Origin of the sequence: Saliphagus sp. GCM10025317 (genome assembly GCF_042663665.1) — an archaeon.
Lineage (GTDB): Archaea > Halobacteriota > Halobacteria > Halobacteriales > Natrialbaceae > Natronosalvus.
In genome coordinates, this window is record NZ_JBHTAQ010000005.1 from 426,650 (window position 1) to 441,105 (window position 14,456).

Sequence of the window (14,456 nt, forward strand, 5' to 3'; positions counted from 1 at the left end):
GCCCGTCGACCGCTCAGGTCGTCCGGAACGCCCGATCGCCCGCATCGCCCAGGCCGGGGACGATGAACCCGTTCTCGTCGAGGTGGTCGTCGATAGCCACCGTCAGGAGGTCGGCCTCGGGGACGGCCTCGCTCACACGGAGGAGCCCCTCTGGCGCCGAAACTGCCGAGAGGACGATCAGGTGTTCCGGATCGGTCGAGTTCGCGATCACGTGCTCGAGGACGGCGTTCATGGTGCTGCCCGTCGCGAGCATCGGATCCGCGACGATGACGGTGTCGTCTTCGGTGATCTCGGGGAGTTTGACGTAGTCGATGGTGATCGGGAAGGTGCCGTTCTCGTCGCGCCCGGCCTCCTCGTCGCGACTGGCACTGATGACGCCCTGGCGGGCGCGCGGGAAGGCCTTGAGCAATCCCTCGACGAACGGCGTCGCGGCCCGGAGGACATTGATGATGACCACGTCGTCGAGCCCCTTGACCCGCTCGCCCATCGTGGGCTCGAGGGGCGTCTCGATCTCGACGTACTCGGTCTCCATGCGCCCGTCGATGATCTCGTAGCCACAGATCCGTCCGAGTTTCACGAGTCCCTTCCGGAAGCTCACCTGCTCGGTTTTGACGTCTCGCAAGCGCGAGAGCGTGTCCTTCGCCAGCGCGTGGGTGACGAGGTAGGCGTCACCGCGGTCTTCGATCGGCATACCGGCACTCCGCGGGCGGTGACATTTATTGTACCGATTGCTCGAGACGACCCTCCCTCCGAGCGCCCGCTCTCGTCACCACTCGAGCCTCGAACGGTTCGCGTGCGGCAGTGCCTCGAGCCGGTCGGTGGGGTGCTTCAGCGGCCGGTGCAGGTGCAGATACAGAGGCAGATTCCGCCCGACTGCTCGCTGGTCTTCCGCCGTTGGTCCGGTTCCGACCAAGTTCGTTCGGCATCCGGCGTCAGTCCGGTTTTGGGCAAGTTCGTTCGGCGTCTGCCCGGTGTCCGGTTTTGGATCAGTCCATTCAGTGCCCAGCGTCGTGCGGGTTCAGCGCAGTGCCGTAGTTTTCGGCGTGGTCGGCGTAGTCGATGAACCGCGGCGCGTCGGGGTCAAACGGTCGCTCGAGGCTCTCGAAGGCCTTCTTCTTGTCCCAGCTCTGGAGGCCGCCGATGGCCGACCGGTCCTCGAGGTCGTGGTACTCGAGAACGGGTTCGGTGAGTTCCCACGCCTGCAGTCCCTGCTCGGTGCGGATGATGACGCTCGAGTACTCGTCGGCGGAGCCGACGGAGCCGACGGTGACGTCGGCGGCGTAGCCGGTGAAGTCGGCGCACTCGTCACAGCCCTTGAGCGCGGCGTCGTGGAAGTTCTCGATGTCCTCCTCCAGCATCATCCGACCGTCGTGGTCGTAGACCATCAACTTCCCGTGGAGGACGTCCATCTTGCCGATCTCATCGGGCGAGATGCCCCGTTGTTCCTCGAGGTGTTCGCCCATGAGGCTGTAGTAGTTGAAGTTCTTGGTGCACATCAGCGCGATGGTGTAGTCCACCGCGCGGATGCCCTCCTCCTGGGCGCCGTACTCCCAGCCGAAGTCCTGCAGGGCGCGGATGCCCTCGATCTCGCAGGGAGTGCCCACGAGCGCCAGCGAGATGTCCTCCCAGGGCTCGTCGGGAAGCTTGTGCTCCCACTGACCGAGATCGAGGTTGCCGAGCGCGAGCGTCTGGTTGTAGATGGTGCCCGCGTTCTCGATCAGGTCCTCGCGGCTGGTGGCGAGGTAGCTCTCGGCCTTCCAGGGCTCCTCCTCGCTCTCGGTGGCGATGAGCGCGCCGTCGATCTCGCCGGCCTCGAGCAGAGTGGCGAGGATGCCGGTGACGACGCCACCGTCCTGGGCCCCGCCGGTCCAGTCGTCGTCGACCTTCGCGGAGAACTCCGTGATCGGGTCGCCTGCGCCCGAGACGTTGTCGTCGCCGCCGGTGATCTTCCACTGGCGCTCGTAGCGCAGGCCGCCGCGGGGACAGAAGTCCCAGCAGAGCGAACAGCCGGTGCACATCTTGACCAGTTTCGGCAGGTCGTCGTCACCGACGCCGATGGAGTCCGACGGACAGGCCGAAACGCAGGTTCCACACTGGATACAGCGGCCGTCGTCGATGACGGCCTCGTCCAGTTCCATGAACCAGGTCTTCTCGTCGGGCGTCTCGATGTCGTTCATCTCCGAGCGGATCTCGTAGCCCGGCGTCTCGAGGTCGACGCCCTCGGGAACGCCGACGCGCTCGTCGGGCGCGCCGCTGTCGACGTCCTGGCTGACCCCCTTGGCGGGTTCGGTGAACTCCACGTCGCCGAGGGTTCCGTCGGCGTCGACGTTGGCCGGTCGAGCGCCACCGTCAGGGCGAAGCCCTGACCTGCCCCTGTTCGTTTCACTCACGGGAACGCCGTCGGAACGGATCTCCGACGAGCCCTCGTTGGCGATTTCCGCCGTAGCCGCCGTGGCCGACTCGGGTTCCTCGCCGCCGGGACCGGCGCCGTCGGCGGGAATCGTGCCGTGTTCGCTGTCGGGACGGTGGATCCGCGCGCCGGAGGCAATCGGGACCGACTCCTCGTCATCGTCGGCGTCCGTCTCGGGGACTGCCGGGAACGCGGGGGTATCGTCGACGTCGCTGTCCCGTTCCTCGGTCGTCCGTTCGTCGTGTTCCTCAGTCATCGACGGCCACCCCCTCGGTGACGGGCGCGTCGGCCCGCTTCATGATCGAGCGCAGTCGCCCGTTGTCGACCCGGCGACACCACTCGTAGAACCGCTCGCCGTCGGCCCGGCCCTCGGCGTAGGCCTCGAACAGCCGCTCGAGGGCGGGGATGACCGCCTCGGCGGGGACCGCGTTCTCGACCCAGTCGAGGAACTCGTTGTCGGACCCGAGCGAGCCGCCGAGGCCGAAGTCCATGCCCTCGACGATGTCGTCAGCGTCTCGCGGGTTTTGCCCGCTCGAATCGTCCGCGGAGCCTCGCTCCGCGCTCTCGTCGTCCGTTTCGACCTGGACGGTCTCGCCACGGAAACCGATGTCCGCGATTTGGGGCTGGGCGCACGACGCGGAACAGCCCGACATGTGCATCCGGACGACCTCGAGGTCGTCCGGCGTGTCGATGCGCTCGTCGAGTTCGCGGGCCCATCGCCTGACGCGCTTTTTCGTCTCGATGATGCCGTAGTTGCAGAACTCCGAACCGGTGCAGCCGACGGCGCCGCGCGAGAACGGCCCCGGATCGGGCTGGTGGTTCCGGGCGAACGGCTCTGCGAGCAGGTCCTCGACGTTCTCCGCCGGAACGTGGGTGATGAGGAAGTTCTGGTCGGTCGCCAGCCGGATCGAGGCGTCCTCGGTGCCGTACGTTCTGGCCGCGCGGGCCGCCTCGGCGAACTCGTCGCCGCCCATCCGCCCGGCGATCACGTTGAAGCCGACGTAGGTCAGGCCCTCCTGTTTCTGGTCGTGAACGCCGACGTGGTCGCCGGCGTACCCCTCGGTGAGGTCGACGCCCCTGGTGGGCAGGTCGACGGTGCAGCGGTCGCGGATCGCCTCCTCGAACGTCTCGGGGCCGAGTTGCTCGACGAGGTAGCGCATCCGGCAGACGCCGCGGTTGTTGCGGTCGCCGAGTTCCTTGAACGTCTGGGCGACTGCCCGGCAGAACTCGACAGCGTCCTCCGGCGGGACGAACACGTCGAGGTTCGAGGCCATCCGCGGGCCGTCCGAGAGGCCGCCGCCGACGCGGACGTGGAAGCCGTAGTACGCCTCACCGTCGAGTTCCTTGCGTGCGGGAACCAGTCCGAGGTCGTTGATCTGGGACTGGGCGCAGTCGTGTTTGCACCCCGTGATCGTCATCTTGAACTTCCGGGGGAGGTTCGCGTACTCGCGATTGCCGGTGAAGTAGTCGGAGACGGCGTCGACGACCGGCTGGGCGTCGAAGCACTCGTGATCGTCGAGCCCCGCGGCGGGACAGCCGAGCACGTTCCGCGCGCCGTCACCGCACCCCTGGATCGTCGTCAGGCCGACCTCGTCGTAGCGCTCCCAGACGTCGGGGACGTCCTCGACCTCGATCCAGTGTTTCTGGACGTCCTGACGCGTGGTGATGTCGAGGTAGGCGTCGCCCCAGCATTCGTTCTGGTTCTCGCCGCCGTACGCCTCGGGTGCCCTGGCGTACTCCTCGACGACCTCGCCGATCACCTCGGCCTGATCGGGCGTGAGGTAGCCGCCGGGAACCTTCGTCCGCATCATGAAGTAGCCGTCTTGGACGCCGTGGCTGTACATCCCGGCCCACTTGAGCCGTTCCCACTCGCCGCCGCCGGCGCGTTCCTCAATCTCGTCGAAGGACAGTCCTTCTTCGGCGTACTCTTTGACGTCCTCGATCACGTCCAGCGGGTGTTTCTCCTGTTTCCACTCCTCGACCGCGTTCATCGTGTCCTCCGGTTCTGGTGCGGGGGATCGTCTGTACCGTTCATGGTGATTCACTGCCGCGAGTAGCGTGCGAATGTCTTACAGAGTCCCGTTCAATGCCTCTTGGTATCACGGTCAACACTGCTCCCGCTGCGCGAAACGTTCACATTCTTGCCGGTACCCGTGACGCGTCCACCACCGAGATCAGTAGCGAAAGGTCGATCCTACCCGAGCGTCCACCCCGCCGGGGCCGAGCCCGCCCGACGGTCCCTTCGCTCGCGAGCGGTCTGGACCGGCGCACTCTCGGTCCCGATCGGCGCCAGGTACTCGTCGTTCGTCACGAAGTTGTGAAAATTGCCGGTTTCGGTCAGCGGTGGCGACGACTGGGCCGACCGCATTCGGGTCGAAAAGCAACGTCGGTAAGCGCTCGACGCCGTCCTCTCGCGGCTCCCGCTCGAGTCGAGCCTCGTCGGTCAGCCTGCCAACAGCTGCGGTCCGAACAGCATGAACAGGAAACTCACGAGCATCGTGACGCCGACCAGCGTCGTCACGACCCGGACCATCCCCCGGGTCGCCTCGAGCGGGAGCCGCGACAGGACCGACTCCGTGCTCGTCCGGAGGATGTGCCCGCCGTCGAGCGGGAACGCCGGAATGCAGTTGAAGAAGCCGAGCTGGACGTTGATCCAGCCGGTCCAGAACAGCGCGTTGGCGATGGCGAACACGGTCCAGTCGCCCAGGCCGGCGAGCAGCCCCTGGGCCTGATAGAAGTTCTCGATGCCGCCGGCGAAGCCGGCGAAGTTGTACGGCAGGAGGCCGACGACGGAGACGATCGGCAAGAAGAGCACGAACGCGACCTTCCCGAGGAAGCTGTCGGTGATGTGGCCGTAACTGCCCTGAGCGTCGCCGTCGCCACCGAGGACCGCCAGGTACTCCTCGACCGGGTACAGCTCCAGGCCGGCGTCGCTCACCTGGACGCCCGAGATGCCGCCGACGCTGAAGAAGCCGACGGTTCCGCCCTCGGTGAGCTGACTGCGTTCGCCGAGGGTGACGTCGTAGCTGACGCGCTCGCCGCCGAGGTAGCCCGCGACGGTCACCTCGTCGCCGGGATCGGTGTCGCCGAGCAGGGACTCGAGGTCGGCGTACGACTGCGTGCGCTCGCCGTCGAACTCGGTGATGACGAATCGCTCACCGGCGGGTGCTCCTGCCTCGGTGAGCGGGCCGTCGTCGGCTACCTGGACGACGCTCCCGATGGGGACGGCCTCGAGCGTTCGCTCCTCGCCGTCGCGCTGGATCGTCAGGTCGACCGTTTCGCTGTCGCCGACGGCCTCGAGGAAGCCGGCCTCGGTGACGACCGGGTCGCCGTCGACGGCCAGGATGAGGTCGCCGGGCTCGATGTCGATCGGCGAGTCTTCGAGCGCGGCGGTCACCGGCAGGGACTGGTCCATCTCCTCGGTCCGGTCGCCGTTGAGTTCGACGGTGACGGTGCCGCTCCCCGCGGCCTCGAGCGTCTTCGAGAGGTCGTCGTTCGACTCGACTGACTGCCCCTCGATGGCGGTGATGCGATCGTTGGGCTGGATACCCGCGGCTTCGGCGGGCGAACCGGGGGCGACCCCGCCGACGGCGGCGCCTGGGGCGACGCCGATCGAACCGACGACCGGGCCGAAGAGCAGGGCGAACGCGAGGATCGTCACCGCGAAGTTGAACGTGACGCCCGCAGCGAACATCCGCGTTTGCGCCCCGCGGGAGGCTGCTCGACTGCTCTCCTGGTCGGGTTCGACGAACGCGCCGATGGGCAATACGGCGAGCATGGCGACGCCCATCGAGTCGATGTCGATGTCCTCGACGCGACAGAGCAGGCCGTGGCCGCCCTCGTGGACGACCAGGCCGACCAGGAGGCCGATGACGATGCCCGGCGTGGCCGACAGCGGCAGGAACTCGTTGACGCCCGGGATCACGAGGACGTTCGAGGGTTGCTGGACGCTCGAGGGCTGGGGGGAGTTCGCGGCGGCGAACGCGGCGGTGAGCAGGAAGACGAACATCGCGCCCATGACGACGATGGCGATGCCGACGCCGAAGTTCGCCCAGGCGCGCCAGAACCGTCTGGGCCCGGCGAGCCAGTCGAGGAAGGCGCGCCCGCGTTTCGTGTGAATCGTCAGGATCGGCCCTTGGGTCTTGACGTAGTCTGGGAGGAGGCCGCGCTGGCGGAGGGCGATGATGGCGAGCCAGTAGGCAGCGATCCCGGCGAGAATCCACGTGAGAGTGTCCGAGATGGGGAGGAACGCGACGACCGTGGAAGACTGCATTGGTATGCTCTGGGGGAGGCGTGGCCAAAGGCGTTTTGTCTGGTCACAGCGAGCGCCACGGTGGTCGAACGACTCGAAGCCGTCGGCTCGTCGGCTGGCGCCCCAATAACTATACTTTCTATAGCATTTCTCGAGCCGATTATCGCTCCCGTCGAAGCCGATCCACGACGAACGCTCGATCCACCTTCGCGAGAAACGGGCCGAGCTTCGGGCCCTGCTCCTCGTCGAAGAAGAGGCGGTAGCCAGCCGAGAAGAAGTCGCCGACGCCGACGTCGTGGCGCTTCGCAGTCTCGTAGATCTCACCCTGGATCTCGTCGGGGTCGTGGCCTTCCTCGATGAAGTCGGCCAGTTCCTCGAGCGCCGCCTCCGTCGCCGCGTCGAAGTCGTGGTCCGGGATCGCCTCGCGCTTGAGTTCGTAGTCGAACTCGTTCTCGGTGCGCCGGGCCCAGTTGCGGGCGCGCTCGACCCGGGCGAGGGCGTCCTGGACGGCCCACTCGGGGGCGTCGTCCGAAATGTGGCCCTCGCGACGGGCAATCTCCTCGCGCAGTTCGGGGTCCTCGGTCATGCCGAGGACGGCGGCAAAGGTGTAGGGGAGGCGAATTCGATCTTCTCGGGCCTCGAGTTCGTCGACACCGCCGACCACCAGCGGATACACCCGTTCGGCGAACGCCTGCTCGTCCTCGCTGGCCTCCACGTCGCCGAAGTAGATCGCCTCGAATCGGTCGAACTCGTCGACCAGGAGGTCGAGGCGCTCGACGCTGAAGTCCCGGGCTTTCGCCGGGTCCTTCGCGAAGAAGTACCGCAGCACTTCGGGCTCGAGCACTTCGAGGACGTCCGAGACCAGAATCACGTTGCCCTGCGAGGACGAGAAGGGCTCGCCGTCGAGGGTGAACCACTCGTAGACCATCGGGACGGGCGGTTCGATCTCGAAGACGTTCCGAGCGATGTCCTCCCCGCTGGGCCAGGAGCCCTCGGCGTGGTCCTTCCCGAAGGGCTCGAAGTCGACGCCCAGGACCTGCCACTGGCCGGGCCACTCGAAGCGCCAGGGCATCTTGCCCTCGCTAAATTCGGCGGTTCCCTCGTGGCCACAGCCCGAAATCGTCTGGTCGCCGGCCTCCATGTCGGTACACTCGTAGTCAACGGTGCCGGCTTCGAGGTCGACGCCGGTGACGGTTTCGGTCACCTTGCCGCACTCCTCGCAGATCGGATTGAACGGGACGTAGTCGCCATCGCTGTCGACCTTGTCCTGGTAGGTCGAGAGCACCTCGGCCGCGCGTTCGCGGTTCTCGAGGACGTACTCGACGATGTCGTCGAACTCACCGTCGAGGTAGAGGTCGGTCGTCGAGACGAGGTCGATGGGCACCTCGAGGGCGTCCGCGCTGTTCTGGATGATGGTCGAGAAGTGGTCGCCGTAGGAGTCACAGCAGCCGAACGGATCCGGGATGTCGGTGTAGGGGGCGCCCAGGTTCCGACCGAGCGCGCCCGCGTCGATGTCCCCGAGGTCAACGAGGTTCCCCTCGAGGTCACAGAGCGTGCGGGGAAGCTTTCTGAGGGGGTCGCGGTCGTCGCTGGTGAACACCTGGTGGACGTCGTGGCCGCGCTCGCGGAGGACCTCGGCGACGTAGTAGCCGCGCATGATCTCGTTCATGTTGCCGAGGTGAGGGACGCCGGAGGGGGAGATGCCGCCCTTGACGACGATCGGCTCCTCGGGGTCTCGAGCCTCGATCCGATCGGCGATCTCGTCGGCCCAGAAGACGTGGTACTCGTCGTCGCTCCCCTCGTCGCGCTCGCGCTGGAGCGTGTAGGGGTGTTCCGTTTCGCCCGTTACCGCCTCGCCGCCTTCACCGCGTTCGCCGCCACTCGAGTCCGTCTCGTCAGTGCTCATCGGTCTCGCCCGCCCAATAGGTTGGTTCCTCGCCCGCTCCCTCCGGAATGACGTCCGTACCGTCGTGGTCGCCGTAGCGAACGGCCCGGGCGATCCGATCTGGGTCCGTCCCGTCCAGGACGATGGTTCGCATGCCCGAGCGCTGGATGATCTTGGCGGCCAGCAAGTCGACGGGCGCCGAGGAGCCGGCGTTCATCTCGAGGCCGGCGATGACGTCCACTAGCTCCGTGGCCGACAGTTCACCGTATTTCGTCGCCCCATCGTTCTCGTTCGGGTCGTCGGAGTAGACGCCGGGGACGCTCGTAGCGTAGACGAGCAGGTCGGCGTCGACGTACTCCGCCAGCGCCGCTCCCACGGCGTCGGTCGTCTGGGCTGGAGCGACGCCACCCATCACGCAGACCTCCCCGCGACGGAGGGCGTCGCCGGCGGTCTCGTAGTCTCGAGCTGGCGCCGTCACGGCATCTTCGCCGAGGGCGGCGATGAGCAGGCGCGCGTTGAGCCGGGTGACGTCGATACCCAGCTGGTCGAGTTCAATCTCGTTGGCGCCCAGGTCCCGGGCAGCGCTTATGTACTCGCGAGCGACGCCGCCGCCCCCGACGACGGCCCCGACTCGACACCCGTCTTCGACGAGGTCTTCGACGACGTCGGCGTGTGCCTGCACCCGATCCGCGCCGGGCTCGGGCACGAGCACGCTCCCGCCGATTGAGACGACCACTTTCATACTACCGCGGTCTAACCGGGTTGCCATCTTAAGGGTTGTCAACCCCGTTCGGCGGCCGCTCCGCGCGCGGACGACAGCTACAAAACGCTCCACGCCGAGTATCGAGTATGCACGTCCTCGGCATCATCGGCGACGAGCCCGCCGACGTCCTCGAGCGAACGGCCGACCTGGCCGTGGACAGGCTCTCGCAGGCGGGCCGAGTCGGCGTCGTCCGCTACGACGCGACGATCGCGGACGGACTGGCGGACGCCCACGGTTCGGGACTCACCCCCGGCGGCGACGTCACCTACGCCCTCGGCGCCGACGGCGACTGGACGGCCACGGGAACTGGCCTCTCGGTGACCGACGCCCTCGACACCCTCGCGACCGACTGCGCGTTCGCGGTCGTCGTCGGCCTCGAGATCCCCGGCCACCCGTCGGTCGTGGTCGGCAGCGACGCCGCGATCGCTCGCTCGCCGGTTCTCGCGAGCGTCGACGCGCCCGGCGACCTCGATCTCGAGTCCCTCGTTGCAGAACTCGAGGCCCACGAGCCCTACGAGACGCTCGAGTCCCTCGTGGATCGCCTCAGGGATCGGCCGGCAGCGGATCAGGCGGGAGCGATCGCGACGTTTACCGGGCGCGTCCGCGCGAAAGACGCACCGGACGACGAGCGAACGGAGTACCTCGAGTTCGAGACCTACGAAGGAGTCGCCGAGCAGCGCATGGCGACGATCCAGGCGGAACTCGAGGCGCGCGAGGGGGTCTTCGGCGTCGAGTTACACCACCGGACGGGCGTCGTTCGCGACGGCGAGGACATCGTGTACGTCGTCGTCCTCGCAGGCCACCGCGAGGAGGCGTTTCGGACGGTCGAGGACGGGATCAATCGCCTCAAAGATGAAGTGCCGCTGTTCAAGAAGGAAGTGACGGTCGAGGACGAATTCTGGGTTCACGAACGCTCGTGAGACTCTCAAAGTGACATTGAAACGCCATTTGGGCGACCGTTCGCGGGTCTCGATGAGGCTTGGCCAATAATACGTTAGCGGCTGTTTTAAAACGTCTAATCGGATCTGGTGGCGCCTTTAACGGTTCGTAAAACACGGATAAAACGACGATTACCCCTCGTTTACCTGAAGCGATTTGAAACAGTTCTAAGTAACTGTCCTTTATAACAGTATCCGGTCTGTAGAGGGAGTTGTCGATGAGCACGACAGCCCAACCCTCCACCGACCGCAAAGAACTCCGCCTGAAGCAGTACCTGCGCGACCGTGCCGCAGACGGTGAGATGTACTTTAAAGGGAAGTTCATCGCCGACGACGTCGGCCTCTCCCCCAAGGAAATCGGCGCGCTGATGGTCAAGCTCTCCGACTCGGCGACCGACCTCGAGATCGAGAAGTGGTCGTACACGAGTGCGACGACCTGGCGCGTCGCCCCCGCCTGATCGCGTCGTGCCATTGACGCCCTGAACGGCCCCGACGCGTGTGCGTTCCTCCAAGGCGCACACGGATCACCATCGGACCCGGGCGATCTGTATCGCCCACCCCCACGAACCGCCGCCCTCGCCGACCGAACGAGGGCGTGATCGAACGCACAGCGGACACCCAACACGCACACACGTTCCGGCACCGACCCTGTCGTACCCGTCGGTACCGGGCGTTTCCATTCCATTGTCCCCAGGTCTCGAGTGGCGACTGGTGTTCAATCGCCTCCACACCTGAAGTGTCGACTGGGTCAGAAACGACCGCAATAGCCTCTCCCACTCCCACTCCCACTCCCATTCACCCGATTCCCACCAGCGCTCGCCGCCGACAGTCGATTTATACGCACAGGCGATCAACGAACCAGCAATGGATCCGGCGGACCCGACCGATCACGTCGACGGCCCGCCCCTCAAGTCGATCGAACCGGCGTTTTCGGTCTACGAGATCGTTGTCGACGACGATGAGATTCGCTACTACGGCACGCCGCAAATGGCCCCCGAGCAGATGATGCGCGAACTCTGGCGGGACTTTCGAGACGCCGGCTACGACGTGCAACTCACGGTTCGCCGCGGCGAGTACGTGCTCGTCGCGGAACCGCTCTCGCTCGGCCCGGACGGCGTCCCCTGGACGAACGTCTTTCTCCTGCTCGCCACGGTCGTCTCGACACTGTTCGCCGGGACGATGTGGTACGGCATCGACCCGATCGCCAACCCGGCCGAGATGTGGCGCGCCTGGCCGTTCACCGTCGCTATCCTCGGCGTCCTCGGCGTCCACGAGATGGGGCACTACGTACTGAGTCGCTACCACCGGGTCGACGCCTCACTGCCGTACTTCCTGCCGGTGCCGACGCTCATCGGAACGATGGGCGCCGTGATCAAGATGAAAGGACAGATGCCCGACCGCAAGGCGCTGTTCGACATCGGCGTCGCGGGCCCGATCGCCGGCCTCGTCGCGACCGTCGTCGTCACCGTCGTCGGCCTCCATCTCCCGCCGGTGCCCGTTCCCGAGGGGGCGACCGACCCGAACGCGACCCAGATTCGGCTGGGGTTCCCGCCGATGCTCGAGCTGATCGCGGCCGCCGTCGATCAGCCGCTGTACGCCGACGATCCGACGCGGAACGTCAACCCGGTCGTCATCGGCGGCTGGGTCGGGATGTTCATCACGTTCCTGAACCTGATCCCGGTGGGCCAGCTCGACGGCGGCCACATTCTCCGGGCGATGGCCGGCGACCTCCAGGAGACCATCGCGGCGCTGGTGCCAGGGGTCCTGTTCGCGCTCGCGGGCTACCTCTATTACGTGGGCGACTACAGCGGAAACTCGGTGTTCATCTGGGTGTTCTGGGGGCTATTCACCGGGTTGCTCGCGGCGGTCGGACCGGCGGTCCCGATCGATGACGACCGTCTCGACCGCAAACGGTTCGCACTCGGCGTCGTCACCTTTGGGCTGGGGTTGCTGTGTTTCATGCCGGCACCGATCGCCGTGATCAACTGACGGCTCGAGACTGCCGGGCTCGAGGGCGCCGGAGACGATCGCTCACTCGCCGTACGTTTATCACTGTGTGTGCGGTCACTCGCCGTGCGTACGGCTACTCGCCGTGTGTGTACCCCCGATCGGCCAGCGCTTCGTCGTCGAGGCTGACCCCCGCGTCGGCGTCCACGACCCGTCCGACGACCGTGAGCGAACACTCGAGGTCGTCCCGGACGCGTTCGACGGCTGCCCCGGGCAGGGTGCAGACGAGTTCGAAGTCCTCGCCGGTCGTGATCGCTCGCTCGAGGGCGGTTTCGTGATCGTCGACCACAGCCTCGAGTTCGGGCGCGACGGGGATCGACTCGCGTTCGATGGCGAACCCGCAGTCGCTGGCCTCGGCCAGCTGGTGGAGCGATCGGGCGAGACCGTCGCTCGAGTCCATCATCGCGCTCGCGTGGGGGGCGAGGGCGCGCCCTTCACGGACGCGCGGCTCGAACTGGAAGAGGTCGTTGGCTCGCTCGAGAGCGCTGTTTCTCTCTGTATCGCCGTCTCCGCTATCATCGCCGCCTCCATTGCCACCAGCGCCGTCCCCAGCATTGCCGGTGACGTCCTTGCCATCGCCAGCCTCCGCGAACAACTGCAACGCGGCGGCGGTCCGTCCGAGCGTGCCGGTCACGCAGACGACGTCTCCGGGGGAGGCCCCGTCGCGAAACACCGGCTCGTCGGCTCGCCCGACGGCGGTCGTCGCCACCGTAAACTCCCGGTGGGTGTCCAGGTCCCCGCCGACGTACTTCGCGTCGACGAGGTCACAGACCGCACTCGCGCCGTCGACGAACGCCTCGAGGTCTGCGGCGTCGAACTCGGGGGCCGCGTAGGCGGCGACGGCCGCCGTCGCCTCAGCGCCCATGGCTGCGACGTCCGAGAGCGAGGCGCCGACGGCCCGCCAGCCGACGGTGTACCGGGTCGTCCCCGGCGGAAAATCGGTCGTCTCGTGGAGCATGTCCGTCGTAATGATGAGATCGTCCACGACGGCGGCGTCGTCGCCTACCGGGTCGAGCCGGTTCTCGAGCAACGCCAGCGCGGCCCGTTCGTCCATACCGGTCCTTTCGACGGCGGGGCGAAAAACCATCCGGATCCCTGGCTCGACCCGTGGGTTGCTCTCACACCCGGAACCGGCGAGGCTGGCCGGTCAACCGCCGAAGGGACAACGATGCGCTTAAATGGCGCAAGCGGGAACCAGAACCCAATGGCTACGATGTACGACGTCCCGGCGGAAGCGCTCATCGAGGCGCTCGCCGACGACCTCGAAGACGACCTCGAGCAACCGGAGTGGGCAGCGTTCGCGAAAAACGGCGTCAATCGAGACCTTCCCCCAGAGCAGGAGAACTTCTGGGCGGTCCGCGCGGCAAGCCTGCTCCGCAAGATCGCCGACAACGGTCCCATCGGCGTCGAGCGCCTGGCGACCGAGTACGGCGGCGCCAAACGCGGCTCGAACCGCTACCAGGTCGCCCCCGACAAGCGCGCCGACGGCTCGCGAAACGTGATTCGAACGATCCTCCAGCAACTCGAGGAGCTCGACCTCGTCGAGACCGCCGAGGGCGAGGGTCGCCGTATCACCGCCGAGGGACGCAGCCGCCTCGACGAAACCGCCGGGGAGGTCCTCTCGGAGCTCGACCGTCCGGAACTCGAGCGCTACGCCTAGACCAGTTTTCGACGTTCTTCGACGTTGCACCATCTCAGACGGTGAGTGACGAGGCCGTCGCTCGTGAGCGGGTCCACGGTCCACGGCCGACGGCCGACGGCCGACGAAACTCGAAATCGAGACCGTGCGTCCGTAATCATTTTCTCCGTCGGCCGACAACACGCGTCTATGAACGGCGGACAATCTGACGACGACCTCGAGGAACTGCGCCGGAAGAAACTGGAGCAGCTACAGGACCGCGCCGAGTCCCAGGGTGGGCAGGGGCAGGGACGGGCCAACGCCGAGGCCCAGGAGGCCGCCCAGCAACAGGCCGACGCCCAGCGCCAGGCCCTCCTGCGCCAGTACCTCACCGACGACGCGCGAAAGCGCCTGAACACCGTCAAGATGAGCAAACAGCAGTTCGGCGAGCAGGTCGAACGCCAGGTCGTTGCCCTCGCCCAGAGCGGGCGCATCCAGGGTAAGATCGACGACCAGAAGATGGAGCAGTTGCTCAAGGAGCTCAAACCCGACAAGAAGAGCTTCGACATCAAGCGCCGCTAGG

General features: G+C 66.7%; 12 protein-coding genes. 5 read left to right on the top strand and 7 right to left on the bottom strand.

The features are described 5' to 3' along the window. Positions 1-13 precede the first annotated feature (13 nt). The 6 genes from upp to pyrH all read right to left on the bottom strand — a co-directional run bounded on the left by upp (position 14) and on the right by pyrH (position 9,289). Positions 14-691, bottom strand: a complete 678-nt coding sequence (upp, locus tag ACFQS4_RS04305; protein WP_497902455.1) for a uracil phosphoribosyltransferase — start codon at positions 689-691, stop codon at positions 14-16. Between the two features lie 304 nt (positions 692-995). After that, positions 996-2,666 carry a Coenzyme F420 hydrogenase/dehydrogenase, beta subunit C-terminal domain gene (locus ACFQS4_RS04310; RefSeq protein WP_497902456.1) on the bottom strand — a complete coding sequence of 557 codons (1,671 nt, stop codon included), beginning with the start codon at positions 2,664-2,666 and terminating at the stop codon, positions 996-998. Next, on the bottom strand, positions 2,659-4,401 hold the full coding sequence (locus ACFQS4_RS04315; protein WP_497902457.1) for a nitrite/sulfite reductase: 1,743 nt from the start codon (positions 4,399-4,401) through the stop codon (positions 2,659-2,661). Before ACFQS4_RS04315 ends, ACFQS4_RS04310 begins: the two co-directional genes overlap by 8 nt. Before the next feature lie 452 nt (positions 4,402-4,853). Further along, positions 4,854-6,683, bottom strand: a complete 1,830-nt coding sequence (locus tag ACFQS4_RS04320) for a site-2 protease family protein (protein WP_497902458.1) — start codon at positions 6,681-6,683, stop codon at positions 4,854-4,856. A gap of 139 nt (positions 6,684-6,822) precedes the next feature. Continuing rightward, on the bottom strand, positions 6,823-8,568 hold the full coding sequence (gene lysS, locus ACFQS4_RS04325) for a lysine--tRNA ligase (protein ID WP_497902459.1): 1,746 nt from the start codon (positions 8,566-8,568) through the stop codon (positions 6,823-6,825). After that, entirely contained in the window at positions 8,558-9,289 is a 732-nt protein-coding gene (pyrH, locus tag ACFQS4_RS04330; RefSeq protein WP_497902460.1) for a UMP kinase, read from the bottom strand. Before pyrH ends, lysS begins: the two co-directional genes overlap by 11 nt. A gap of 107 nt (positions 9,290-9,396) precedes the next feature. On the opposite strand from pyrH, the gene ACFQS4_RS04335 reads away from it, so the two are divergent. The 3 genes from ACFQS4_RS04335 (at position 9,397) to ACFQS4_RS04345 (ending at position 12,237) form a co-directional block, all read left to right on the top strand. Continuing rightward, positions 9,397-10,230 (top strand): molybdopterin synthase, encoded by an 834-nt coding sequence (locus tag ACFQS4_RS04335; protein WP_497902461.1) that lies wholly within the window; start codon positions 9,397-9,399, stop codon positions 10,228-10,230. A gap of 236 nt (positions 10,231-10,466) precedes the next feature. Next, positions 10,467-10,706 carry a DUF7123 family protein gene (locus tag ACFQS4_RS04340; RefSeq protein ID WP_253432306.1) on the top strand — a complete coding sequence of 80 codons (240 nt, stop codon included), beginning with the start codon at positions 10,467-10,469 and terminating at the stop codon, positions 10,704-10,706. A gap of 406 nt (positions 10,707-11,112) precedes the next feature. Next, on the top strand, positions 11,113-12,237 hold the full coding sequence (locus ACFQS4_RS04345) for a site-2 protease family protein (protein WP_497902462.1): 1,125 nt from the start codon (positions 11,113-11,115) through the stop codon (positions 12,235-12,237). A gap of 94 nt (positions 12,238-12,331) precedes the next feature. Here ACFQS4_RS04345 and thiL read toward each other — a convergent pair whose 3' ends face one another. Next, entirely contained in the window at positions 12,332-13,309 is a 978-nt protein-coding gene (thiL, locus tag ACFQS4_RS04350; RefSeq protein ID WP_497902463.1) for a thiamine-phosphate kinase, read from the bottom strand. A gap of 150 nt (positions 13,310-13,459) precedes the next feature. Between thiL and ACFQS4_RS04355 the strand changes: the two genes are divergently transcribed. Both ACFQS4_RS04355 and ACFQS4_RS04360 read left to right on the top strand, forming a co-directional pair. After that, a complete protein-coding gene (locus ACFQS4_RS04355) occupies positions 13,460-13,915 on the top strand; it encodes a 30S ribosomal protein S19e (RefSeq protein WP_312911332.1) in 456 nt (151 codons plus the stop codon). 168 nt (positions 13,916-14,083) lie between these two features. Further along, a complete protein-coding gene (locus ACFQS4_RS04360) occupies positions 14,084-14,455 on the top strand; it encodes a DNA-binding protein (RefSeq protein WP_497902464.1) in 372 nt (123 codons plus the stop codon). The last annotated feature ends 1 nt before the right edge of the window (position 14,456 follow it).

Excerpts from the sequence above, each read along its gene's own strand:
- upp (WP_497902455.1), bottom strand. The coding sequence starts at position 691 with ATGCCGATCGAAGACCGCGGTGACGCCTACCTCGTCACCCACGCGCTG.
- ACFQS4_RS04310 (WP_497902456.1), bottom strand. The coding sequence starts at position 2,666 with ATGACTGAGGAACACGACGAACGGACGACCGAGGAACGGGACAGCGAC.
- ACFQS4_RS04315 (WP_497902457.1), bottom strand. The coding sequence starts at position 4,401 with ATGAACGCGGTCGAGGAGTGGAAACAGGAGAAACACCCGCTGGACGTG.
- ACFQS4_RS04320 (WP_497902458.1), bottom strand. The coding sequence starts at position 6,683 with ATGCAGTCTTCCACGGTCGTCGCGTTCCTCCCCATCTCGGACACTCTC.
- lysS (WP_497902459.1), bottom strand. The coding sequence starts at position 8,568 with ATGAGCACTGACGAGACGGACTCGAGTGGCGGCGAACGCGGTGAAGGC.
- pyrH (WP_497902460.1), bottom strand. The coding sequence starts at position 9,289 with ATGAAAGTGGTCGTCTCAATCGGCGGGAGCGTGCTCGTGCCCGAGCCC.
- ACFQS4_RS04335 (WP_497902461.1), top strand. The coding sequence starts at position 9,397 with ATGCACGTCCTCGGCATCATCGGCGACGAGCCCGCCGACGTCCTCGAG.
- ACFQS4_RS04340 (WP_253432306.1), top strand. The coding sequence starts at position 10,467 with ATGAGCACGACAGCCCAACCCTCCACCGACCGCAAAGAACTCCGCCTG.
- ACFQS4_RS04345 (WP_497902462.1), top strand. The coding sequence starts at position 11,113 with ATGGATCCGGCGGACCCGACCGATCACGTCGACGGCCCGCCCCTCAAG.
- thiL (WP_497902463.1), bottom strand. The coding sequence starts at position 13,309 with ATGGACGAACGGGCCGCGCTGGCGTTGCTCGAGAACCGGCTCGACCCG.
- ACFQS4_RS04355 (WP_312911332.1), top strand. The coding sequence starts at position 13,460 with ATGGCTACGATGTACGACGTCCCGGCGGAAGCGCTCATCGAGGCGCTC.
- ACFQS4_RS04360 (WP_497902464.1), top strand. The coding sequence starts at position 14,084 with ATGAACGGCGGACAATCTGACGACGACCTCGAGGAACTGCGCCGGAAG.